A 21,934-nucleotide genomic window follows, 5' to 3' on the forward strand; every position below is an offset into this window, starting at 1 on the left:
ACCTCAAGGCCGAGGTGGAGCAGCAGAAGGCCGAGTACGCCGAGCAGGAGCGCGTCGCGGCCGAGAAGGCGCAGGAGGCCGCCGAGGTCAAGGCCCAGGCCGAGGCCCTCGTCGACCAGATGCAGAACACCTACGACAGCCTCTCCGCCGAGGCCGCGCAGCTGCTGGCCGAGGAAGAGGCCGCCCGCGAGGCGGCGGCTGCCGCGGCTGCCCGCGAGGCCGAGGAGCGCGCCCGCCGCGAAGCCGAGGCGGCGGCAGCCGCCGCCAGCCGTCCGAGCAGCTCAGGCGGCTCCGGCGGCTCGAACGGCGGCTCGGGTGGCAGCAACGTCAACAACAGCAAGCCGCAGACGGTCACCGGCAACGTCGTGGTCGACCGGGCCTACTCCCAGCTGGGCAAGCCCTATGCCTGGGGCGCCGTCGGCCCCAACTCCTTCGACTGCTCCGGCCTGGTGAGCTACGCCCTCACCGGCAGCTACACGCGCCTCGGCACCACCTACACGTTCATGGGCTGGACCCGCGTCACCAACCCGCAGCCCGGCGACGTGTGCACCAACGACCACCACTGCGGCATCTACATCGGCGGCGGCCAGATGATCCACGCGCCACGCACGGGTGATGTGGTGAAGGTCTCCGGCGTCCACTCCGGCATGATCTACGTGCGCTACTAGGACGCGCCGTCCAGAACCACGAAGGGGAGCCTGCGGGCTCCCCTTCTTTTTTCACGGGCAAAATCGGCAACGGCGCGAGGAGCTAGGCTTCCTCCCCCGCCGCCTCACCACGCACCAGGCCGCAGACGGCGGAACGCAGGGCAGCCAGGCCCTCGGTATCCTCGCGCCACTGGCGGGCGAGGGTGGGGAGCGGCATCTCGAAGCCGGCGGCCTCGAGCGCGGCGGCCACGTCATTGGGGCCGGCGGGCGCCCAGCCGTAGGATCCGAAGGCGATGCCGACGCGGTTCTTAGGCGCGAGCCCCCGCAGGTAGCACAAGAAGCCCGCCACCGTGGGCATCATGGTCATGTTGAGCGTGGGCGACCCTACGGCCACGTACCGGGCCGGCAGTACCTCGCTCATGATGTCGGAGATGTGGTTGGCCTTCAGGTCGCACAGCTCCACCGGCACGCCGCAGTCCACGAAGGCCTCGGCCACCTGAACGGCCATGGCCTCGGTGGTGTGCCACATGGAGTCGTAGACCACCACGGCACGCTCCTGGGGCTCGCCGCTGCTCCACTCCCGGTAGGCCGTAAGAATCTCGGAGATGTGGCTGCGCCAGATGACGCCGTGGGCCGGTGCGATGAGATTCAGCTCGAGCCCCTCCACCGCCGCGAGGGCCTTGGTCACCTGCTTGCCGTAGGGCATCACGATGTTGGCGTAGTACTTCCGCGCCTGAACCATTACCTCGGGCAGGCCCACCTCGTCCGCGAAGCGCTGGGACGAGGCCAGGTGCTGGCCGAAGGCGTCGTTGGAGAACAGGATGCGGTCGAAGTCGGAGTAGGTGACCATGTTGTCGGGCCAATGGACCATGGGGGTCTGCACGAAGGAGAGCGTGCGCTTGCCTAGGCACAGGGTATCGCCCGTCTTGACGGTCAGGAAGTCGAAGCCATCGCCGTAGTGGGCCGCGAGCACGGCCTTGCCCTGGGGCGCGCCGCAGACGAGCTGGGCATGGGGCGCGGCGGCCATCACGGCAGGCACGCCGCCGGAGTGGTCGGGCTCGCCATGATTGGCGATGACGTAGTCGATGGAAGCCGGATCCACCACGTCGGCGATGCGCTCGAGCAGCTCGTCGACGAACGCCCCCTTGCACGTGTCGATGAGGGCGATCTTCTCGTCGACGATGAGGTAGGCGTTGTAGGAGGTGCCGCGCTCGGTGGTGTAGCCGTGGAAGTTGCGCTCGTTCCAGTCGACCGCCCCCACCCAGTACACGTCCGGCGCGACCTCGATGGCCTTAAGCATGATGCTCCTCCTATCGTCGGTATTCTCGTTCCCGCGCATTCTACTACAGCAGGACCCCGCCATGCCCCGTGCCCGCCAGCGCAAAAGAAAAGGCGCCCGCGGATGCGGGCGCCTTCAAGGTGGCTGGCATTACCCCCCGCAGAGGAAATCAGATGCTAGCACCGTCTTTCGCTTCCGAAACGCCTTGGCCTCCATGCAGCTCCTCCGCCTCGAGCCCCCTAGCCTGCGTGCGCATTCGCTCCTGCTTCTTCTTGTCGGGAAGAAGGCAGGTCAAAAGGATGCAGAGAAGCGGCGACACAACGACACCCAGGAGCATGAAGATGTAGTAGCTGTATCCTTTCCCGCTCGCTTTCCGAGCAAACACAACGGGAACGACGATGCGCCACACGATGAGCAGAGCGATGAGCACCCAGGTCGCCCATGTACCATCTCCAGGAAGAAGTATCTTCATACCGCGCTCCTTTGCTTAGCCGTCCTGCCAGCTACTCCCGAGGCCCCATGTCAGGATCCTCTTCATCGAACCCTATGAGCGTCACTCGGCCATTCGCGTCCGCTCGCCCGTAGCAGATATGCTTTCCGTCTTGAAAAACCGAGAGCCAGCTCGTGTCCCTTATCATCTCACCATCGAGGAACCGCCCTTCGAGATCATGGTCGGTTCCCTTAATGTAGAAGCAGTAATCATAGGCTCCGATCTTATGTAGGCCATGAAGCATCGTCCCATAATCGATGGAGTTAAAGGACGACCCCACTGCCTCATCGGCAAGATAGTAGGTACGGTTTCCATCCGCAAGCCAGCCAGTCTGCATTCGGCCAGAGCCACCACCGGCAAAGTAGTACCAATCAGTCATGTTCGCCGCATGCTTGATGAACTGCCACCCAGTACGCATGGTGCCATATTGAGGGTCGCCAAAGCCTATGCCCTGCCCATAAGTATCCGCCAGGTAAAACCAACCGCCGCCCCAAACCAGCCAGCCAGTCTGCATTCGACCGTCGATAAAATAGTAATAATCCCAAACTCCGCTGTGATAGATTTGCTTCCATCCAGATGCAGGAACACCATTGTAGTGATAGTACCAATAGTTTCCGTTTTGCGACCATCCATCAAGAACCGCAGCCGGCGCAGCAGCATTATCGCCAGGATCCTTTTCTTGCGCCGCAAAGGCCACGGAAGAACCCAAATCCCCCTCACAGAGAGGTGCCAAAAAACAGAGGCTGACCGCTATCGCCAAAGCGCAGATTGCGAATACCCCCGTTTTTCGCAAAGAGCAAAGAGAGTGAGCAAACGAGAACATAGCCATTCCAGCACCTCTTTTCGTTCGTCGCAAGCATCCCATGCTTGAACCGTTCAGTGCTTAGAAAGCTTTCTAATACATAAAGTATAGCATTGTCGTATCAAAAACTCAATATTTTCCGCTTTACCACTTGACATACAAAGGATGATTGGTTAATAACTCGCCATCATAGAATGATAAAAAAGAAAAAGCGCCCGCGGATGCGGGCGCTTCGGGGGTGCGGGCGGGCGGCCGCGGATGCGGGCGCCTGGGATGCGGGCGAGCCCTCGGGCTACACGTCCAGGTCCATATACGTGTCGAAGTCGTCGGTGACTTCCTTGCTGGGCTCCTTGGTGGCCAGGGACACCACGATGATCACCGCGAGCGCCAGGACGAAGCCGGGCAGCAGCTCGTAGACGGCGAACCAGCCGCCGAGGGGCGCGATGAGGTTCTTCCACGCCACCACGGTGAGCGCGCCGGTGAGCATGCCGGCCACCGCGCCCGGCAGCGTGGTGCGCCGCCAGTACAGCGAGCAGAGCATGAGCGGGCCGAAGGACGCGCCAAAGCCCGCCCAGGCGTAGGACACGATGTCGAAGATGGACGAGTTCTGGTCCATGGCCAGGCAGATGCCGAGCAGCAGGATGGCCGTCAGCGTGATGCGCGCCACGATCATGACCTGGTTGTCGGTGGCGTCGCGCTTGATGAGGCCCTTGAAGATGTTGGTGGCCACCGCCGAGCCGGAGATGAGCAGGTAGCTCGACGAGGAGCTCATGGCCGCGGCGAAGATGCCGGACACCACCAGACCGCAGAAGAAGCTCGGCAGCAGCATCTTCGACAGCACGACGAACACGCTCTCAGCCGCCGACTGGGTGAGGAACTCGGTGGGGATGACCGCGCGGCCGATGAGCCCGATGCACACCGCCGAGGACAGCGAGACCACGAGCCAGATCATGGCGATCATGCGCGACTTCTTGATCTCATCAGAATGGCGGATGGACATGAAGCGGATGAGCACCTGGGGCATGCCGAAGTAGCCAAGGCCCCAGGCGAGACCGCTCACGATGGTGATGACGCCGTAGGTGCCCGCCGGGCCGAACATCGGCTCGTCGCCGCGGACGAGCTGGTTGCCCGCCTCGTCAAGCAGGGGCGTGGCGATCTCGGTGCCCGAGAGGAAGCCGGGGATGTTCTGGAGGAAGGCGACGGTGTTGTCCACGCCGCCGGCCGCCGTGACCGAACCAACGAAGATGGTGGCGAGCGCCAGGAACATGAGCGTACCCTGCACGAGGTCGGTGGTGCACACCGACAGGTAGCCGCCCATGAAGGTGTAGAGGAACACGATGATGGCGCCGATGACCATCATCACGCCGTAGTCCCAGCCGAACAGCGTGGCGAACAGCTTGCCCACGGTGACGAAGCACGACGCCGTGTAGATGGTGAAGAACAGCAGAATGATGACGGCGGCGATGGTCATGAGGATATGCTTCTTGTCATGGAAGCGGTTGGAGAAGAAGTCGGGCACCGTGATGGCGTTGCCGGCCTTCTCGGAGTACTTGCGCAGGCGCTTGGCCACGAACTTCCAGTTGAGGTACGTGCCGATGGCCAGGCCGATGGCCGTCCACATGGCATCCGACGCGCCGGTGAAGTAGGCCACGCCGGGCAGGCCCATGAGCAGCCAGCCGGACATGTCCGAGGCCTCGGCCGAAAGCGCCGTGAGCCACGGGCCCAGGCCGCGCCCGCCAAGGAAGTACTCCTCGCTCGACGAGTTCGAGCGCTTGGCGTACACGAAGCCGATGACCACCACGACCACGAAGTACAGCAGCATGGCTATGACGACCTGCATATCGCTTTCTATCATGTCTTACTCCCCTATCGGCCCGCTTTCGTCGCACAAACGCGGGCTCTTCCCTTTCGTTCAATAACGTCGGGATTATACTTTATTGCGCTAGAGCGTACGGAGGACTGCGGGGGACGGCCCCGCGTTTTACGGTGAAAGGAACGACGCCATGACCCGCTATGCCGACCTAACCGCCGAGGAGCAGCGCGCCGAGCTGGCACGGCTGCGCGAGGAGCACGCCGCCTTCAAGGCCCGCGGCCTCGCCCTCAACATGGCCCGCGGCAAGCCCTCCGCGGCGCAGCTCGACCTGTCGATGCCCCTGCTCGACGCGGTCGGGTCAGGTGCGGACCTCATGAGCGAGGACGGCATCGACTGCCGCAACTACGGCGTGATGGACGGCATCCCCGAGGCCAAGCGCCTCATGGCGGCGCTGCTCGACGACGACCCGGAGAACGTGATGGTGCTCGGCAGCTCGAGCCTGACCGCCCTGTACGACGCGGTGGCCCGCTGCCTGGACTTCGGCACCGGCGGCGAGGCGCCGTGGAGCACGCTGCCGGCGGTCAAGTGGCTCTGCCCCGTGCCCGGCTACGACCGCCACTTCGCCATCTGCGAGGCCTTCGGCATCGAGATGATCCCCGTGCCCACCGACGAGCACGGGCCCGCTATGGACCTGGTGGAGCGGCTCGTGGCCGAGGACGCCGCGATCAAGGGCATCTGGTGCGTGCCGAAGTACTCCAACCCCGGCGGCATCACCTATTCCGACGAGGTGGTGCGCCGGCTGGCGGCCATGGAATGCGCCGCGCCCGACTTCCGCATCTTCTGGGACAACGCCTACGCCGTGCATCACCTGGCCGACGACCCGGCCGAGCAGGACCAGGTGCTCGACATCGCCGACGCCTGCGTGGAGGCCGGGGTGCCCGACCGCTACCTCAAGTTCGCCTCCACCTCCAAGGTGACCTTCCCCGGCGCCGGGGTGGCGGCGATGGCGGCCAGCCCGGAGATCCTGGCCGAGACGCGTGCGCAGATGGCGCCCCAGGTGATCGGCTACGACAAGATCAACCAGCTGCGCCACGTGCGCTTCCTGCGTGACGCCGACGGCATCGCGGCGCACATGCGCGCCCACGCGGCCGTGCTGCGCCCGAAGTTCGCGCTCGTGCAGGAGAAGCTCCACGCAGCGCTCGACGAGGCGGGCATAGCCACGTGGAGCGACCCGCGCGGCGGCTACTTCGTGTCCTTCGACGGGATGCCCCGCACGGCGGCGCGTACGGTGGCGCTGGCCCGCGAGGCCGGCGTGACCCTGACCGGCGCGGGGGCCACCTGGCCCTACGGGCGCGACCCCGAGGACGCCAACATCCGCATCGCCCCCACCCTGCCGCCGCTCGAGGAGCTCGGCGAGGCGCTCGACGTGTTCGCCTGCTGCGCCAAGATAGCCGCACTCGAGCAGCTGCTGGAGGCGTAGCCCGCGCAGACGGGCACCCGCGCCTGCGACGTGCCTTCCGGCACGATGAGGGCCCCGGCCAGACGGTCGGGGCCCTCGTGCGTCCGAAAAGGCGTCTAGGCCAGGCCGACGGAGAGCTCGGTGGCGTAGAAGGCCAGGCGCAGGGCGAGGATGCCGACGAAGGCGAGCACGACGGCACCGCCTCCAACCCAGGTGGTGCGACGACCCGAGGCCGCGACCACGGTGGCGACGGCTGCGGCGACCGAGCACACGACGCCCACCACCACGGCTCCCGCCACCGACGCCACCTGCTCGGCGCCGGAGGCGAGGGGGCTCGCCAGGGCAGCGGCACCCGTCAGCTGGGCGGCGGCCCCGCCCAGGCCGAGGACCAAGCCCGCCGCCGCCAGCACGCCCAAGGCCAGCCGCGGCGCCCGCGCCGCCAGGGCCGGGGCGCAGCCGCCCACCCCGGCCATGAAGGTTCCCACAGCCGCGCCGCCGAGCAGGGCGAAGCCCGCCACCGACACCGGCGTGGCCAAGGTGTCCCACGAGGGGATGGTGCTGACCAGGTAGGCCATGCCGATGAACAGCGCGAACACGATGCCCAGGGCGGCGGTCGCCGTGACGAGGGCCACCCGGGCGCCCTCCGCCATGCGCCCGCTCAGGGCCCAAGCCCAGTAGGCGACCATGAGGACGCCGAACACGATGCCCGCCGCCACCTCGTTGGACAGAGGCGAGGAGCCCACGCCGGCGAGCACGCCCACGGCGCGCCCGGGGCTGGCCAGGTGCAAGGTGGCCGCGGCGAACCCGACGGCCACCAGGGCAACGGGAAGGGCCGTCAGCCGGTCGAGGGCCCGGCGCTGGTCGTCGGTGAGGCCAGCGGCCAAGAACAGGGCGGCCAGGGCCGCGAAGGAACCGGCGCCCATGGGCGCCACGGTGCTGAACAGGGCGAGGGGCATCTCGCTCAGGGCTGCCTCCATGCTAGATCACCTCCAGGGGGTTGACGACCGCGGCCGCCGGGTCACCCGCCGGCCGCGCGTCGGCCGAGGGCTTGACGAACAGGCTGGGGCGAGTATGGGCCGGCGGTGGGAGGGGCGCGATGCTCGCGTGATCTCCCCTCTTGCGCATGGCCTCCACCGAGCCGAAATCGAGGGCCCGGGCCGGGCAGGCCTCCACGCACACGGGCTTGAGGTCGCGCTCGACCCGCTCGGCGCAGCCGTCGCACTTGACCGAGCAGCCGCGCTCGCGGTCGACCTTGGGAGCGCCGTAGGGACAGGCCATGGCGCAGTAGCCGCAGCCGACGCAGCGGCCCTCGTCCACGGCCACGAGCCCGGTGGCCTCGTCCTTGCCCATGGCGCGGGTGGGACACACCCGCACGCAGGCCGGATCGGCGCAGTGGTTGCAGGCCACAGACACCGGATAGCTCGCGCAGGTACTGGCGAAGGTGCCGTCGGCCTGCCGCGTGGTGTCTCCCAGGGTCACCTCGTAGACCTTCCGAAAGGCAGCGCCCAGCCCCAGGTCGTGATAGTCCTTGCAGGCCAGCGCGCACGTCTTGCACCCCGTGCAGCGCGAGCCGTCGAAATGGAACGCGTAGTGGGTCATGGGTCTCCTCTCCCTAGGCCTTCTTCACTTCGCAGATGTTGCTATGCTGGGGGTTGCCCTTCGCCAGCGGCGAGGGGCGGTGGGTGGTGAGCGTGTTGATGCAGCCGCCCCTATCCACCCGGTCGCCGTACATGTCGGCGTCATGCCAGGCGCCCTGGGCCATGCACACGGTGCCCGGCACCACGCGCGGGGTCACCTTGGCCAGAAGCTCCACCTTGCCGAAGTCGTTCTCGACCCGCACGACGTCTCCCGCCGCGATGCCGCGCGGGCGGGCGTCGGAGGGGTTGATCCACAGCTCCTGGGGGTTAACCTCCTTGAGCACGTCCACGCCGCCCCACGACGAGTGCACCCGGCCGCGATAGTGGAAGCCGCTGCAGCGCAAGGGGTAGGACTCGGTAGGGATGTCGGTCTCGGCGAAGCCGGGGGTATAGACGGGCACGGGAGCGATGACGTCGTCGGGCCCGAGCTCCCAGGCATCCGCTATCTGGGCGAGGGTCTCCGAGTAGATCTCGATCTTGCCCGAGGGGGTGGTGAGCGGGTTGGCCTCAGGATCGGCGCGGAAGGCCTCGTGGACGATGGTGCAGCCCCGCGGGTTCGTGCGGAGGTAGACGCCCTGGTTCTGGATCTGGGCGTAGGACGGCAGCTCCGGATCCTTGGCGCGGCTCTGCTCGTAGAGCTCCTCGATCCACTCCTGCTGGGTCTTGCCCTCGGTGAACTGCTCCTCCACGCCCAGGCGCCGGGCCAGGTCGGCCAGGCAGTCGTAGAGGCTGCGGCGCTCGAACTTGGGGGTGGTGCAGGGCTGGCCGGCGATGAGGTAGGCCGTGTCGCCGCCGGCGGCTATCATCGAGGGCTGCTCGAAGCGGAACAGGTCGGGCAGCACGATGTCGGCGTACTTGGCCGAGTCGGTCAGGGCCGTCTCCCACACCACGATGAACTCGCACTTCGACTCGTCGGCCAAGATGTCGTGGGCGCGGTTGATGTTGCCGTGCTGGTTGGTCAGGCAGTTGCCCGCGTAGTTGAGGATGCACTTGATGGACTGGTCGAGCTTGGGCGCGCCCTGGACGCCGGCGTTGAGGGCCGTCATCCGGCGGCCGTCCTCCACCGCGTCGGTGAACAGGAACACGGGGATGGACGCCTTCACCGGGTTGTCGCCGGCGGGAATGGAGCGCAGGCCGAGGGAGTAGGTGCCCTCGCGGCAGCCGTTGCTCGTGCCGGGCAGACCCACCTGGCCGGTGAGCAGGGGCAGCATGGTGATGGCCCAGCAGTTCATCTCGCCGTTGCTGCGGCGCTGCGGGCCCCAGCCCTGCACCACGAACAGCGGCTTGGCCGAGCCCACCTGAGCGGCGAGCTCGCGGATGCGCTCAGCGGGGACGCCGGTGATGGGAGCGGCCCACTCGGGGGTCTTGGCCACCTTGTCGTAGCCGGTGCCCATGAGGTAGTCCTTGTAGGAGCGATTCTGGCCACGGGCCGACTCGGGCATGGTGTCCTCGTCGAAGCCCACGCAGTAGGTATCGAGGAACTCCTTGTCGATGAGGTCGTTCCTCACCAGCTCATGCCCGATGGCCGCGACGAGCGCCGCGTCGGTGCCCGGGTTGATGGGCAGCCATTCCCCAGAGCGGCCCATGGCCGAGTCGCTCAGGCGCGGATCGATGTAGATGATGCGCGCCTTCGTGCGCTCACGCAGGCGCACCCAGTCGTAGTGGGACACCGCACCGCCCTGGCGCGTCTCCACCGGACTTGTCCCGAAGGCCAGGATGAGCTCGGCGTCCTCGGCAGCGTTGAGGGTGCTGCCGTAGAAGCCGGTCATGCCCTGGACAAGCGGGATGGTGCGCTGCATCTGCATGGCGCTGTAGTCGCCGTAACCGGCCAGGTAACCCCCGAGGCAGTTCATGAGGCGCGGCAGGGTGCGGGCTGTGGTGGCGCTCACGCCGGTGGCATAGGAGAGGTAGATCGACTCGTTGCCGTAGGCGTCGATGATGCGGCGCAGCTCGGAGGCGATGGTATCGAGGGCCTCGTCCCAGCTGATGCGCTCGAAGCGCCCCTCCCCGCGCTTGCCGACGCGGCGCAGGGGGTAGTTCACGCGGTCGGGGCTGTTCATCCACCGGCGGTAGGTGCGCCCGCGCAGGCAGGCACGAGGTTGGGGTTCGTCGAAGTCCGCGTTCGGGCTCGTGCAGGTGTCCACCCAGCGCACCTCGTCGTCGCGCACGTGGAACTTAAGCGCGCAGCGGCCGGGGCAGTTGATGGCGCAGTGGCCCCAGACGGTGCGCTCCTCGGGCTGGGCGTCGGCCCGGGCAACGCCGGCGCCGAACAGCGAGTCGGTCGCGGCCGCCGCTCCCCCGGCGGCGGCCAGGCCCCCGAGGGCCCCCGACGCGCGCAGAAACGAGCGTCGGCTCAAGGTGGTATCAGCCATGGTCTTCCCTTCTGATCGGGGCTGCGCGGCCGTCTCCTTCCCGCTCGGAGAAGGCGGCCCGCCGCGACCAGGGAGCTGGCGGGCGCAGCGGGTGCCGGCCGCATCCGGGCCGCCCCATCGAGGAGGAGCGAACCCGGACACAACGAGGCAAACCTTACCGGCCGCGCGGGGAAGCGCTGTCCCATAAAGTGAGTGAATTTGAAGAAATACCTGATCAGAAGCGTGTCTAACGAGGCCGAGAGGCGGCACGGGATGACGGCGGGGGATCCGCGGGCGACAAGGGCGGAGCCGCAGGCGGCCGGCAGGCCTAGAGCCCCACGGTCATGCGGGTCATGTAGAAGGCGAAGCGCATGACGAACAGGCCGGCGGCCACCAGAGCGAAGGCCGCGGCGAGCCGCCAGGGCGGCAGCGCCGTCAGGGCAGGCACGCGCGCCGCGGCGGCCCCGGCGAGCGCCACGCCCGCAGCCGCAAGCACCGCGAAGACGCCGACCAGGGGTATGAAGGCGGGCGCGAGGTCGCTCGCGGCTCCCAGGGCGTTCTCGATCTGCGGAAGGGACGCGCCCCAAAGCAGGTAGAGCGCCACGTTCGCCGCCCAGGCGAGCACCGCGACCGCGACGAGTCCGCGCTCAAGCCGGCCGTCCCGCGATCGGTAGCCCGCCGCCGCGAGCCCCACGAGGGCGAGCAGCGGCCCACCGAGCAGCGCGTTGGCCCACAGGGAGAGCGGCACCACCGGCAGGTGCCACGACTCGATGGTCTCCGCGTCGTACGCGAAGGCGATGGCCGTAACGAAGACGACGCCAAGGGCGCAGATGGCGACAAGGGCGGCCCGACGCAGGCGCGGACGGCCGCCGTCGGCCGAGAATGCCGTGAGCCAGTACACCCCCGCCGATCCCAGGAACACCACGCCGCTCGCCACCTCGTTCGACAGCGGGCTGCGACCGACGCCCGCCAGCACGTAGAGGGCGTTCGCCGGGTTGCCGAGATGCGTCGCCGAGGCTACGAGGCCCACCATGGTCACGAGGATGGGAACCCACAGGAAGCGGTCGATGGCCACACGCAAGGCGGTGTCAAGCGCCGGTCCGCGCACCACGAAGACCAGCGCCATGATGATGAGGGCCGCCACCCCCGAGGGCGCGAGGGTGGTGAAGAGCACGAGGGTGATCTCGTCCCAGGCGTTGGCGAACCCGACAGCCGCGTTCATGGAGCCCTCCTATCGGTAGAAGCGCGGTTCCTCAACCGCAAGCCCGCGCGCCGCGCGGACGCCTTCGAGCGAGGTGCGCGTGAGCGCAGCGAGGCCCCGGTAGAAGGGATGGTCGGACGCCGCCTCCACGATGCCGAGGAAGTGCGGCGTCCACGGCAGCAGGTGATCGGCCAGAAACGCGTCGAGCAGCTCCGGGCGGTGACGTGCGAGCCACGCCATGAGCAGCAGCATCGTGCCCACGTGGTCCTCGGGCTCGGACTCGGCGCCCCCACGCTCCACGCCGCTTTCGCGCATCCACTGGCGCAGGGCCAGCGTGGCCGCGCCGAACACCACGCCGTCGCGGTCGGTGTAGACCGAGCCCCACGGGGGCGCCGCCTTCGGCCCCGGCCCCACGAAGAGCCGCCGGTACTCCCACACAAGCGCGTCATTTGCCCCGTCGGCCAGGCCGCGGGCCATCTCGGCGAGCGCACGCGTGGCGCCTGCCGCGTCCCCGAGAGGCCACTCCTCCCCCGCCGCGGCCGGATCGAGCGCCGCGAGCGCGTCATAGAGCCCCGCGACCTCCTCGTCGGCGGGATCGTGGGCGAACAGCGGACCGAGGGTCTCGCCGATAAAGGCGACGCCCTCGCAGATGTCAGCCAGATCAGCGCAGGTCGGCTCCATGGCCACCTCCTTGCAAGCGATCGGTGCGACGCGGCTCCCTCCCCAGGCCACGTCGGCACCATGGTAGCAGAAGGCGGGACGCCCCCGAGGGCGCCCCGCCGCAGAGTCATCCGGCATCGTGCGCCAGAACCAGGTTCCGACGCACGATGCGCGAGGAAGAGCCGCCGCGGGGAGGGAGCGTCCGCGGCGGCGCCGTCCCCTAGAGCACGCTCAGCCCCACGGAGAGCTGCATGCCGTAGAAGGCGAGGCGCAGGCAGAGCACGCCGGCGATGGCGAGCACCGCGGCCACGCCCGCCGTCGCCGCGGCGGACTTGCCGCGCAGGGCGAGCAGCGTGCAGACCACCGCGAGCACGAGCGCAACCGCACCCGCCACGATGACGCCCATGACATCGGCCACCAGGTCGGAGCCGGCATAGAGCGGGGTGGACAGCGCGCCTACCGCAGACACCTGCAGGGCGAAGGCGGCCAGGCCGATGACGGCGCCTGCCAGCGCGAGCGCGGCCACCGCCGTCTTGAGCGGGCGCGCGGCCAGCTCGGCGCCGCAGCCGGCAGCGCCCAGGACGAGCACGCCGAGGGCCATGCCGCCCGCCAGGCTGTAGCCGAGCATCTGGGCCGGCACCGCGGGCGTGTTCCACGAGGCGATGGTGTCCATGAGGTAGGCCATGCCCGTGAACACGGCGAACACGAGGCCGACCAGCGCCACGGCCACCACGAGTCCCTTGCGGGCGCCAGCCGACAGCTTGCCGGCGAGCGCGGCCACCCAGTAGACGAGCATGAGCACGCAGAACACGCAGCCCACGAGAATCTCGTTGGACAGCGGCGAGGTGCCCACCCCCGCGAGCACGCCGAAGGCGTTCAGGGGGCTGGCCAGGTGGAAGAACGCCGCAATGAAGCCGATGATGACGACAGCCACGGGAAGGGCGGTCATACGGTCGATCTTCTTGAGGCTGTCGGCCTCAAACGACGTGGTGAGAAACGCCACGGCAAGGGCCGTGAAGGCGCCCGCGCCCAGCGGCGCGAGGGTTGAGAACAGCGCGAGGGGCATCTCGGCGAACGCGGTCTCCACGCTACATCACCTCCAGGGGATTCGACACCTTCGCGGCGGCGTCGCCAGCTGGCTTCGCGTCCGCGGAGGCCTTCACGTACAGGTTCGGCTGGGTGTAGGAGGGCTCCGGAAGCGGCGCGATGGCGGCGCGCTCGCCCTTCTTCCTCATCTCATCGACGGGGCCGAAGTCCAGCGCGCGGGCCGGGCAGGCCTCCACGCACACCGGCTGCTCGCCGGCGGCCAGGCGCTCGGCGCAGCCGTCGCACTTCACGGAGTGACCCTTCTCGCGGTTCACCTTGGGCGCGTTGTAGGGGCACGCCATATGGCAGTAGCCGCAGCCCACGCACTTGCCGGCATCGACCGCCACCAGGCCGGTCTCGGCGTCCTTGTGCATGGCGCCCGTCGGGCACACCCGCACGCAGGTCGGGTCGTCGCAGTGGTTGCACGACAGGGACAGCGGGTAGCTCGCGCACGTGGTGGTGAAGCAGCCCTTGTCGTCGCGCTTCGTCTCGCCGGTGGTCACCTCGTACACCTTGCGGTGCGCCACGCCCAGATCGAGGTCCTTGTAGTCCTTGCAGGCCATCTCGCAGGTCTTGCAGCCGGTGCAGCGAGTGCCGTCGAAAGAGAAAGCGTATTGCGTCATTGTCTATCGTCTCCTTTCCTCGCCGCTAGGCCTTGGCCACGTCGCAGATGTTGGTGTGCTGCGGGTTGCCCTTCGACAGGGGCGAGGGGCGCTGGGTCGTGAGCGTGTTGATGCTGCCGCCCTTGTCCAGCCGATCGCCGTACATGTCGGCCTCGTGCCAGGCGCCCTGGGAGACGCCCACCGTGCCGGGGACGATGCGGGGCGTGACCTTGGCCAGAAGCTCGATCTCACCGAACTCGTTTCTCACGCGCACCGTGTCGCCCTGGGCGATGCCGCGGGGCTCCGCGTCGAGGGGGTTGATCCAGGCCTCCTGCGGGTTGACCTCCTTGAGCTCGGGCATGAAGCCCCACGAGGAGTGGATGCGGCCGCGGTAGTGGAAGCCGGAGAGCAGCAGCGGGTACTCGTCGGTCGTCGTCTCCACGCCGTACCACTCGGGCAGGTACACCGGAATGGCGGGCAGGGTGTCCAGGCCGGGCAGGGTGTCGTCGGCCTCGAGCTCCCAGCCGTCGGTGAAGTCGAGCAGCTTCTCAGAGAAGATCTCGATCTTGCCCGAGGGCGTGGTGAGGGCGTTGGCCACGGGATCCTCGCGGAACTTGGCCATGGAGACCACCGGGGCGTGCTCCTCGATGTAGACGCCCATCTCGACCGCCTCATCCCACGTGGGGAGCTTGGAGCTCTTCGCGCGCGCCTGCTCGTACTGCTCCTTGATGCGCTGCTCCTCGGTCTTGCCCTCGGTGAACTCGTCGGCGACGCCGAGCTTCTCGGCCATGAGCGTGGCCATCTCGTAGGCGCTCTTGCGCTCGAACTTCGGCGAGGTGCAGGCCGTGCCCGTGATCAGGTAGCCCGTGTCGGAACCCGTGGATATCTGGGAGGTCTGCTCGAAGCGGAACAGGTCGGGCAGGATGACGTCGGCGTACTTCAGCGAGTCGCAGAGCACCGTGTCGATGCCCAGGATGAACTCGCACTTGCTCTCGTCGGCCAGGACGTCGTGCGCCTTGTTGATGTCGGAGTGCTGGTTGGTCAGACAGTTGCCGGCGTAGTTGATCATGTACTTGATGTTGACCGGCAGCTTGTCGACGCCCTTGACGCCCGCGTTCTTGGAGGTCATCTCGGTGCCGTGGTCGATGGCGTCGGTGAACAGGAAGCACGGGATGGAGGCCTTCACGGGGTTGGTGCCGGCCGCCATGGAGACGCTCGCCGGGCTCGTGCGGTCCTCGCGGGTGCCGTTGTTGGTGCCGGGCAGGCCCACCTGGCCGACGAGGCAGGGCAGCGCCATGATGGCCCAGGCCGACCACTCGCCGTTGCTGCGGCGCTGCGGGCCCCAGCCCTGGTTCACGTAGAGGGGCTTGGTGGTGCCGATCTCCTCGGCAAGGCTCTCGATGCGCTCGACGGGGATGCCGGTGATCTTGGAGGCCCACTCGGGGGTCTTGGCCACCTTGTCGTAGCCCTCGCCCATGACGTAGGCGTAGTAGGACAGGTTTTTGCCCTGGTACGCCTCGGGCATGGTCTCCTCGTCATAGCCCACGCAGTAGGTGTGCAGGAAGTCGAGGTCCACCAGGTCGTGCTCGATGAGGTAGTGGGCGATGCCGGCCACCAGCGCGGCGTCGGTGCCCGGGTTGATGGGCAGCCACTGATCGGAGTGGCCCACGATGGAGTCGTTCATGCGGTAGTCGATCATATAGATCTTCGCGCCCGTGCGCTCGCGCAGGTGCACCCAGTCGTAGTGCGTGGTCAGGCCGCCCTGGCGCGTCTCGGTGGGGCTGGAGCCGAAGATGAGCACGAGCTTGGCGTCCTCGGCGGTCTTGAACGAGCTGCCGCCGGCGTTCTTGCTGCCGTACATGTACGGCGTGATGCAGGAGATCTGCGCGGTGGAGTAGCTGTTGTAGAAGTTCAGGTAGCCGCCCACCAGGTTGAGCAGGCGGTTGAACGGGCGCGACGTGGTAGCCGACACGCCGGTGGCGTAGGGCACGTACACGGCCTCGTTGCCGTACTTCTCGATGACCTCCTTGAGCTTGGAGGTGGCCAGCTCGATGGCCTCGTCCCAGCTGATCTGCTCGAACTTGCCCTCGCCGCGCTTGCCGACGCGCTTCATGGGATAGCTCAGGCGGTCGGGGCTGGCAAGCCAGCGGCGGTAGCTGCGGCCGCGCAGGCAGGCGCGGGGCTGCGGATCATCGAAGTCCGCGTTCGGGCTCGTGCAGGTATCCACCCACACGACCTCGTCATCGCGCACGTGGAACTTGAGCGCGCAGCGGCCGGGGCAGTTGATGGCGCAGTGCCCCCAGGTGATCTTCTCCTCGGGCTCGGCCACGGCCGCGGCCACGCCGGAGCCGAAGAGCGCGTCCGCGGCGGCCACGGACCCGCCGGCGGCGGCCAGGGCCCCGAGGGCCCCGCTCGTCTTGAGGAACGTACGACGACTTAGATTGGTGTCAGGCATTGACTCCCCTCCTTCTCAGGTGCTGGGCGGGATGCCGGCTCCGACCGGCTGGGAGACGTCCCGCGACGGCTGCGCCGCCGCCCCGCGCACGGCGGCCGTTCCTCCTTCGGCCACCGCATCTCACGAGACGACCATACCCCCACCCGCTCTCACCCTTGTCACATAATCCATGTGAATTTTCGTGTTTTCCCAGGTCAAAAATATTATTCTCGAATGAATATAATGAAGAATGGCCTCGCCTGGCACCTCGGGCGCACGGGCTTTGTCTATACTGGCATCAGGGGAAGCACGACCGGCCGCCAGGGCGGCCGCATGAGGGGGACCGACCATGGATCGGCAGCTGGCCAAGGCCTTCGCGCCCAACGCAGCGTCGATGGGCTACGCCCTGTTCCTGGCCATCAACGCGGCTGGCGTGTGGGGCGGGGTGTTCCCCTTCCTCCCGCTGGAGTTCCAGACGCGCGAGATCATCTTCTGGTTCTTCCTCTCCGAGTCGCTCGTCTACTTCGCCGCCTACGCGGCGAGCGCGGTGGGGGCCTACTATCTCCCGCAGCTCACGCGCAAGTTCCTCGTGAAGACGGCGAGCGTCCCCTACTTCGTGGGCTGGTGCCTCCTCATCGCGGCCATCTACCTCGACGCGGCGGCGCTGCCGCTCGTCATCGCAGGCGGCGCGCTGCTCGGGCTGGGAAGCGCCGGCTACTACATGCTCTGGCAGCGTCTCTTCACGAGCGAGGACGCCGACACCGGCACGCGCGACCTCCTGGTGGGCACGGCCTGGAGCGCCCTGCTCTACTACGGGCTGCACCTCATCCCCCAGGCGGTGACGGCGTTTCTCATCACCGTGGCGTTCCTGCCGCTGTTCGGCCTGGCGGTGACGGTGAAGAGCCGCGAGATAGACCTCGACCAGCCCATGTTCGACGACATCCCGCGCGAGCACCCCCAGGTGTACCGCTCGGTGCTCGCCGACCACTGGCGCGGGGCGCTGTGCGTGGGCGCGCTCGGGCTGTGCGCCGGGGTGATGCGCTCGGTGGCCGTGGCCGAGCCCGCCGTGGGCGGCCTTGTGAACATCCTGTCCATGGGCGGCATGTTCCTCGCGGCGGTGGCAGTGCTCGCCGTCTGGCAGTCGAAGAACCTGCGGCTGTCCATCACAGCCGTCTACCGCCTGTTCTTCCCCTTCCTCATCACGTCGTTTCTCGCCCTGCCGCTCGTGGGCGTAGAGTACGCCCGCTGGCTCGCTGCCATCCTCTACGCCGCCTACGGGGCCGCCATCATGCTCATGATGATGCAGTGCGCGCAGATCTCGCGCGACCGCGGCATCAACCCCGTCTTCATCTACGGCTTCTACGGAACCATCGTCTACGCCCTCCATGACCTGGGGTTCATCGGCGGCTCGCTTGCCGAGGGCTCCACCTTCACGGGCGTGGCGCCGCTTGCCATCGTGGCCCTCATCGCCGTGTGGGCCCTCGGGTTCATGCAGTTCGTGGGCACCGGCGGGTTCTCCGGCGCCCTCGGCCGCCTCGACCGCGACGAGGCCATCGAGCTCGTGTCTCCCCACGGGCCCGTCCCCGGCGCGCTTCCGGCCGCCTCGACCGCGGCGCCGCGCGAGCCCGCCAAGGGCGCGGCGCCGGCGATGGAGGCCGGACAGCCCATCGACCTCATCGCAGCCCAGGCGCAGGTCGTCCGCGAGCGCTACCGCCTCTCCGCGCGCGAGACCGAGGTGATGGAGCTCATCGCCCGCGGGCACTCGGTAGCGCGCATCGCCGAGGCGCTCGTCGTGTCCGAGAACACCATCCGCACCCATTCCAAGCGCATCTACGCCAAGCTCGACATCCACAAGAAGCAGGAGCTCGTCGACCTGCTGGAGAGCGTCGGGGAGCCCTAGGGCGCCGCGCGGCGGCGCGACCGGCGGCGCCGCTCTGTCACATAAAATGGGTGAACTTTCGGAACCACCTGGTCAATCCTTATTATCCTCATTTATGAATAAATGGAGAACGAGACACGCCACGTAAGGGACGGCGCCGCTTCCCTATACTTCTGCGGGTGCCGCGCGCCGACGCGCCCGGGACGAGGGACGCCGAGCGGCGCCGCGGCACGCCCGACAAGAGCCCGACGCGCCCCTCGCGGCGCTCGCACGAGAGGAGGGCCTTTGCCCCTCGGCGTCTTCCGCATCCTCGCCCCCACGCGAGCCTCGACCGGCTATGCGCTCTACCTCGCCATCAACGCCGCCAGCGTGTGGGGCGGCGTCTTCCCCTTCCTGCCCACCTCGCTCCAGTCCCCGACGGTCACGCTTTGGTTCTTCGCGGCCCAGATGACGGCGGCCTGCGTCGCCTTCGCCCTGACCGCGCTCGGCTCCTACCGGCTGCCCGGATCGCCCCGCGCCTTCTGGGTGCGCTCGGCGGGCCTTCCCTACGTGCTGGGCTGGGCGGCGCTCGCGGCGGCGCTGCTGCGGCCCGACGAGGCCGTGGCGCTCGCGGCGACGGGCGGCGCCCTCATCGGCCTGGGGTCGGCCGGGTTCGCGCTGCTCTGGCAGCGCCTGTTCGCGGGACGCGACGCCGAGGCCGCCAACCGCGACCTGCTGGCGGGAACGGCGTGGGCCTCGGCCTTCTACTACGCCCTGTGCCTCATACCCCAGCCGGCGCGCGCCCTCATCGTCCCCGCGGCGGTGGTGCCGCTGTTCATCCTGGCCGTGCTGCTCAACGCCCGCGAGGTGCCGCGCGACCAGCCCATGTTCGCCGACCAGCCGCGCGACAACGCCCGCGTCTACCGCCAGGTGCTGCGTGACCACTGGCGCAGCGCGCTGTGCGTGGGCACCGTGGGGCTCAGCGCCGGGGTGATGCGCGCGGTGGCCGTGGCCGATCCGGAGGTGGGCTCGCTCGTGAACCTGCTGTCCATGGCCGGCGTGCTGGTCATCACGATACTCATAGCCTGGCTTTGGAGCGCGCAGACGCTGAGCCTGTCCATCGTAAGCGGCTACCAGGTGGTGTTCCCCTTCCTCATCACGTCCGTCCTCGCGCTGCCCCTGCTCGGGGACGGCTACGCGCGCTGGCTCGCGGCCGTCATCTACGCCGTGTACAGCGGCGCGCTGCTGCTCACGGTGATGCAATGCGCCCAGACCTCGCGCGACCGCGGCGTCAACCCGGCGTTCGCCTACGGCTACTTCGGAGCCATCGTCTTCACGCTGCACGGCGTGGGGTTCCTCGGCGGGTCGCTCGCCGGGGCCGTCGAGGCGGCGGGCGTCGCCCCGCGGGCCACGGTGGCCCTTGTGGCGGCATGGGCGCTCGGCCTCATGCACTTCGTGGGATCCGGCGGCTTCTCGCGCGCCCTGCGCCGGCCGGAAGACCCCCACGACATCGAGCTTGTGGCGCTCGGGCCGCCGCATCCGGCGAGCAGCTCGGATGCCGACGCAGCCGCAGAGGATGCCGGCACCGCCCCAGCCGACGGGCGCACGACAGGCGCCGCAGACGCGGGGCGCCCCTGCCCGCACGCGTGCGACGAGGCGGCGCCGATCGACCGGGCGACCCTCCAGGCGCAGCGGCTGCGCGGGCGCTACCGGCTGTCGGCTCGCGAGACCGAGGTGGTGGAGCTCATCGCGCGCGGCCACTCGGTGGCGCGCATCGCCGAGACGCTCGTGGTAACGGAGAACACCGTGCGCACCCACGTCAAACGCATCTACGCCAAGCTCGACGTCCACAAGAAGCAGGAGCTCGTCGACCTGCTCGAGTCCATGGCGGAGGGCTAGCCGCGCCCGCGGCGCTCCCCTGCCGCCCGCGCGCCCGTCGCGGGCACCGCCGCGCAGACGCTCGCTCCCCGTCGTTCGCGTGCCTGTCGCCCCCTCGCGCTGCTCGCGCGCCCGTCGCCCTCTGCGCTGCTCACGCGTTTCCGCCGCGCCTGCACCCCCGAGTCTGCGCGCGCATCACCCCCCCATCCTCGTCGCGGGCGCGTGGCGCCTCCCCATCCGCGCCGCCCGCATGTCCCACGCCCTCCTCAGCGTTTAGCGTCCTTCTGCGGCGCGCCCGCGCATCCCCTCGCGGGCGCCCCCCTCGCCTTAAGGAAACTTAAGCCCTGTTAAGGGAATGCTCAGCATTTGCTATGGGAAGGTTAAGCGGCCTCCGCGATAAGGTTTTACCTGATCAGAGGAGGACGTTATGAACAATGACCGCAGCAGCTCCCCCGCAGGCCCCGCCAAGCCGCCCGTCTGCTTCCTTCCCGTCATCTTAGGAGGGGACATCGGGGCCTACAGCCTGGCGCGCGCGTTCCACGAGGCCTACGGCGTGCGCGCGCTCGTGCTGAGCCAGTCGCGCACCCACCTGATCGCCGACTCGTCCATCCTGGCAAACCGCGTGGTGGCGCGCCTTGACGACGAGTCGGTGCTGCTCAGCACGCTTGCCGCCGTCGCCGCGGAGCAGGACGGCACGCAGCTCCTCCTCCTGGCGTGCGGCGACTGGTACGTGCGCCTCATCGCCGAGCACCGCGCCGAGCTGGAGGGCTCCTACGTCATCCCCTACGCGGCGCCCGAGCTGCTCGACCGCCTCACGCTCAAGGACCGCTTCCACGCGCTCTGCGACGAGCTGGGCGTCCCCACCGCGCGCACCGCGGTGGTCGACCCGGCCGACCCGGCATGCCTCGAGGGGCTGGCGCTCGCCTTTCCCCTCGTGGCGAAGGCGGCGTCCTCGGCCGCCTACCACTATGCCGCCTTCCCCGGCAAGCGCAAGGTGTTCTTCCTCGACGACCGCGCGGCGCTCGAGGAGGTGCTTGCCAGCCTGCGCGCCAGCGGCTACGGTCACAAGCTGCTGATCCAGGAGCTCATCCCCGGTGACGACACGCAGATGCGCATCCTCACCACCTACAGCGACCAGGCGGGGAAGGTACGTCTGATGGCTTGCGGCCAGACGCTCCTGGAGGATCGCCACCCCCTGGCCGTCGGCAACCCCGTGGCCATCGTGAGCCGCGTGGACGAGCGCATCATGGCCGACGCGCGACGGCTGCTCGAGGCGGTGGGCTACGTCGGGTTCGCCAACTTCGACGTGCGGGTGGATCCGCGCGACGGCTCGCATCGCTTCCTCGACCTGAACGCGCGGCTCGGCCGCAGCAGCTACTACGTCACCGCCGCCGGCCAGAACGTGGCCCGCTGGATGGTCGACGACCTGCTGGGGAACGGCGCGCTGCCCGCAGGCGTCACCGTGGCGCGGGAGGAGTCGCTCTACACGGTGGTGCCGCGCGATGTGCTCCTAGGCTGGGTAGCCGACCCGAGCCTGCGCGCCGAGGTGCGCCGGCTCTACGCCGAGAGACGCGTGCACGACCCCCTGGCCAACCCCGCCGAGCGCCGGCTCGTACACCGGCTCTGCCCGCTCGCCCAGCGGATGCGCGCACGCCGCGCCTTCCGCGCCGCACGGCGCGAGCAGCGCACCCAGCTGCGCGCCCCCGGCACGCAGGGCCTGGCCGCCGCCGCGCTCAC

The 21,934-nt window shown here is 68.7% G+C and carries 17 protein-coding genes; 5 read left to right on the forward strand and 12 right to left on the reverse strand.

Going from position 1 to position 21,934, the window contains the following annotated elements:
• On the forward strand, positions 1-668 hold a 668-nt coding region (locus tag D1643_RS05600; RefSeq protein ID WP_160709478.1), incomplete at its 5' end, for a C40 family peptidase.
• Positions 669-750: 82 nt separating this feature from the next.
• Here the strand turns inward: D1643_RS05600 and D1643_RS05605 are convergent.
• From D1643_RS05605 to putP, 4 genes are all read right to left on the reverse strand, one after another.
• On the reverse strand, positions 751-1,947 hold the full coding sequence (locus tag D1643_RS05605; RefSeq protein ID WP_160709480.1) for an FprA family A-type flavoprotein: 1,197 nt from the start codon (positions 1,945-1,947) through the stop codon (positions 751-753).
• A 148-nt stretch (positions 1,948-2,095) separates the two neighbouring features.
• Entirely contained in the window at positions 2,096-2,398 is a 303-nt protein-coding gene (locus D1643_RS05610; RefSeq protein ID WP_160709482.1) for a hypothetical protein, read from the reverse strand.
• A gap of 31 nt (positions 2,399-2,429) precedes the next feature.
• The gene (locus D1643_RS05615) at positions 2,430-3,245 is read right to left on the reverse strand and encodes a hypothetical protein (RefSeq protein ID WP_160709484.1); all 816 of its coding nucleotides are present in this window, start codon (positions 3,243-3,245) and stop codon (positions 2,430-2,432) included.
• Between the two features lie 265 nt (positions 3,246-3,510).
• Positions 3,511-5,073, reverse strand: coding sequence for a sodium/proline symporter PutP (putP, locus tag D1643_RS05620; protein WP_160709486.1), 1,563 nt, complete (start codon positions 5,071-5,073; stop codon positions 3,511-3,513).
• A gap of 148 nt (positions 5,074-5,221) precedes the next feature.
• Between putP and D1643_RS05625 the strand changes: the two genes are divergently transcribed.
• A complete protein-coding gene (locus D1643_RS05625) occupies positions 5,222-6,511 on the forward strand; it encodes an aminotransferase class I/II-fold pyridoxal phosphate-dependent enzyme (protein ID WP_160709488.1) in 1,290 nt (429 codons plus the stop codon).
• Between the two features lie 95 nt (positions 6,512-6,606).
• Here the strand turns inward: D1643_RS05625 and D1643_RS05630 are convergent, their stop codons facing one another.
• The 8 genes from D1643_RS05630 to D1643_RS05665 all read right to left on the reverse strand — a co-directional run bounded on the left by D1643_RS05630 (position 6,607) and on the right by D1643_RS05665 (position 16,482).
• Positions 6,607-7,467 (reverse strand): DmsC/YnfH family molybdoenzyme membrane anchor subunit, encoded by an 861-nt coding sequence (locus D1643_RS05630; RefSeq protein ID WP_160709490.1) that lies wholly within the window; start codon positions 7,465-7,467, stop codon positions 6,607-6,609.
• 1 nt (position 7,468) lies between these two features.
• Positions 7,469-8,089, reverse strand: coding sequence for a 4Fe-4S dicluster domain-containing protein (locus tag D1643_RS05635; protein ID WP_160709492.1), 621 nt, complete (start codon positions 8,087-8,089; stop codon positions 7,469-7,471).
• 13 nt (positions 8,090-8,102) lie between these two features.
• The gene (locus tag D1643_RS05640; protein ID WP_160709494.1) at positions 8,103-10,499 is read right to left on the reverse strand and encodes a DMSO/selenate family reductase complex A subunit; all 2,397 of its coding nucleotides are present in this window, start codon (positions 10,497-10,499) and stop codon (positions 8,103-8,105) included.
• 307 nt (positions 10,500-10,806) lie between these two features.
• A complete protein-coding gene (locus D1643_RS05645) occupies positions 10,807-11,700 on the reverse strand; it encodes a DmsC/YnfH family molybdoenzyme membrane anchor subunit (RefSeq protein WP_160709496.1) in 894 nt (297 codons plus the stop codon).
• A gap of 9 nt (positions 11,701-11,709) precedes the next feature.
• A complete protein-coding gene (gene dmsD / locus D1643_RS05650) occupies positions 11,710-12,360 on the reverse strand; it encodes a Tat proofreading chaperone DmsD (RefSeq protein WP_160709498.1) in 651 nt (216 codons plus the stop codon).
• 199 nt (positions 12,361-12,559) lie between these two features.
• Positions 12,560-13,426: a DmsC/YnfH family molybdoenzyme membrane anchor subunit gene (locus tag D1643_RS05655; protein ID WP_160709500.1), complete on the reverse strand. Its 867-nt coding sequence runs from the start codon at positions 13,424-13,426 to the stop codon at positions 12,560-12,562.
• 1 nt (position 13,427) lies between these two features.
• Positions 13,428-14,048, reverse strand: coding sequence for a DMSO/selenate family reductase complex B subunit (locus D1643_RS05660; RefSeq protein WP_160709502.1), 621 nt, complete (start codon positions 14,046-14,048; stop codon positions 13,428-13,430).
• 25 nt (positions 14,049-14,073) lie between these two features.
• Complete coding sequence (locus tag D1643_RS05665) at positions 14,074-16,482, reverse strand: DMSO/selenate family reductase complex A subunit (RefSeq protein WP_160709504.1); 2,409 nt, start codon at positions 16,480-16,482, stop codon at positions 14,074-14,076.
• Between the two features lie 328 nt (positions 16,483-16,810).
• On the opposite strand from D1643_RS05665, the gene D1643_RS05670 reads away from it, so the two are divergent.
• From D1643_RS05670 to D1643_RS05680, 3 genes are all read left to right on the forward strand, one after another.
• A complete protein-coding gene (locus D1643_RS05670; protein WP_160709506.1) occupies positions 16,811-18,361 on the forward strand; it encodes a helix-turn-helix transcriptional regulator in 1,551 nt (516 codons plus the stop codon).
• 264 nt (positions 18,362-18,625) lie between these two features.
• Positions 18,626-20,218 carry a helix-turn-helix transcriptional regulator gene (locus D1643_RS05675; protein ID WP_236643405.1) on the forward strand — a complete coding sequence of 531 codons (1,593 nt, stop codon included), beginning with the start codon at positions 18,626-18,628 and terminating at the stop codon, positions 20,216-20,218.
• Positions 20,219-20,624: 406 nt separating this feature from the next.
• Positions 20,625-21,934 (forward strand): hypothetical protein (locus tag D1643_RS05680; RefSeq protein ID WP_160709510.1); only part of this gene is annotated, 1,310 nt, incomplete at its 3' end.

Source organism: Enterorhabdus sp. P55, from assembly GCF_009911695.1.
In the GTDB taxonomy this organism is placed as follows: Bacteria; Actinomycetota; Coriobacteriia; order Coriobacteriales; family Eggerthellaceae; genus Enterorhabdus.

Coding starts and splice junctions, on each gene's coding strand:
- D1643_RS05670 (WP_160709506.1), top strand. CDS start 16,811: ATGGATCGGCAGCTGGCCAAGGCCTTCGCGCCCAACGCAGCGTCGATG.
- D1643_RS05635 (WP_160709492.1), bottom strand. CDS start 8,089: ATGACCCACTACGCGTTCCATTTCGACGGCTCGCGCTGCACGGGGTGC.
- D1643_RS05630 (WP_160709490.1), bottom strand. CDS start 7,467: ATGGAGGCAGCCCTGAGCGAGATGCCCCTCGCCCTGTTCAGCACCGTG.
- D1643_RS05610 (WP_160709482.1), bottom strand. CDS start 2,398: ATGAAGATACTTCTTCCTGGAGATGGTACATGGGCGACCTGGGTGCTC.
- D1643_RS05625 (WP_160709488.1), top strand. CDS start 5,222: ATGACCCGCTATGCCGACCTAACCGCCGAGGAGCAGCGCGCCGAGCTG.
- putP (WP_160709486.1), bottom strand. CDS start 5,073: ATGATAGAAAGCGATATGCAGGTCGTCATAGCCATGCTGCTGTACTTC.
- D1643_RS05660 (WP_160709502.1), bottom strand. CDS start 14,048: ATGACGCAATACGCTTTCTCTTTCGACGGCACTCGCTGCACCGGCTGC.
- D1643_RS05615 (WP_160709484.1), bottom strand. CDS start 3,245: ATGGCTATGTTCTCGTTTGCTCACTCTCTTTGCTCTTTGCGAAAAACG.
- D1643_RS05605 (WP_160709480.1), bottom strand. CDS start 1,947: ATGCTTAAGGCCATCGAGGTCGCGCCGGACGTGTACTGGGTGGGGGCG.
- dmsD (WP_160709498.1), bottom strand. CDS start 12,360: ATGGAGCCGACCTGCGCTGATCTGGCTGACATCTGCGAGGGCGTCGCC.
- D1643_RS05640 (WP_160709494.1), bottom strand. CDS start 10,499: ATGGCTGATACCACCTTGAGCCGACGCTCGTTTCTGCGCGCGTCGGGG.
- D1643_RS05645 (WP_160709496.1), bottom strand. CDS start 11,700: ATGAACGCGGCTGTCGGGTTCGCCAACGCCTGGGACGAGATCACCCTC.
- D1643_RS05665 (WP_160709504.1), bottom strand. CDS start 16,482: ATGCCTGACACCAATCTAAGTCGTCGTACGTTCCTCAAGACGAGCGGG.